We start from the raw sequence: 1,166 nt of genomic DNA on the forward strand, positions 1-1,166 counted from the left end.
TCTGTAGGCGCCTGCATAATCTGGTCAAGTTCTTCAAGGGCAACCTTAACATGCTGCCATCGCACCAGCACCCCAGTGATTTGATTTACCGGTGCTATGGTGCGTGAAGTTAACATGGTACAGGCGATGAGTGCACCAATCGTCATTTCGCTGGCACTGATTTGGTAAACCCCAACCACCACCACGAAAATAAATCCGAGTTGCTGCACCATTGCAGCGCCTTGACTCAATCTGTTCGAGAGGCTTTTAAAAGTGACACTGTCGGCTGCTTGCTTCTTGGTAAGGGTTTCCCATAAAAACAAATTGCGAGACTCAGCGTGGCTAGCTTTAACCGTTTCGAGGTTTTCGATCACCTCGATCATCAGCCCTTGTTTTACAGCGCCTTCGCGTAACCCTTCACGAGACAATGCAGCCAGTTTTCCCTGCATCAGTAAGCTGGGTAATAACATCAATAAAATAGCGATGATCGGCACCCACACCACGGGGCCGCCTAGATACCAGATCAGCAGTAAGAATAAGAGGATAAATGGAAAGTCACTGATGGTGGCCGCAGTAGAGGAGGTGAAAAACTCGCGCACACTGTCAAACTCTTTCAATTGACTGGAAAACGCGCCGGTGGATTGCGGTTTCGCTTTAAGCCGCATAAACAACACTTGTGAAAAGAGTCGCGATGACAGCTCCAGATCTAACTTTTTGCCTGTCACATCGAGTAAATAGGCGCGCAGAACCCGCAAGATAAAGTCAAAAACAATGGCAATGACAACCCCTGTGGTAAGAATAAACAAGGTATCAAAGGCATCATTAGGAACGACCCGGTCGTACACCTGTAAGGCAAATAACGAGGTACCAACGGCCAGTATATTGGCAAACATCGAAGCGACACCGACGTCAATATAGGTCGACCAACACTTCATCAACTGCTCTTTGAGCCAATGCTTTTTGTAGGGCTGTGCATAGTCCTTCGCTCGGTCATCCGCTTTCGGTGACCGTGCCTGTGTTCCCGGCAGCGTCGGTCACTGTCATGGTGACGGTCAACTCACCGTCGGCGAGACCTGACAGGTCTTGCCCAACGACGGTCAGGTTGCCGTTGCTATCCGTGCTGATCGCCGAGCTCGGTACCGTGATCGTCGTCACACCATCACTGATGGTGATGCTGTCGACGGTGG

General features: G+C 50.2%; 2 protein-coding genes. Both read right to left on the reverse strand.

The features are described 5' to 3' along the window. Positions 1 to 914: ABC transporter transmembrane domain-containing protein (locus tag C2M17_RS06060; protein WP_267894408.1), on the reverse strand; the 914-nt coding region annotated here is incomplete at its 3' end. 55 nt (positions 915 to 969) lie between these two features. After that, positions 970 to 1,166: hypothetical protein (locus C2M17_RS06065; protein WP_158683985.1), on the reverse strand; the 197-nt coding region annotated here is incomplete at its 5' end.

This window comes from Pseudoalteromonas sp. T1lg10 (genome assembly GCF_002964545.1).
Classification (GTDB): domain Bacteria; phylum Pseudomonadota; class Gammaproteobacteria; order Enterobacterales; family Alteromonadaceae; genus Pseudoalteromonas.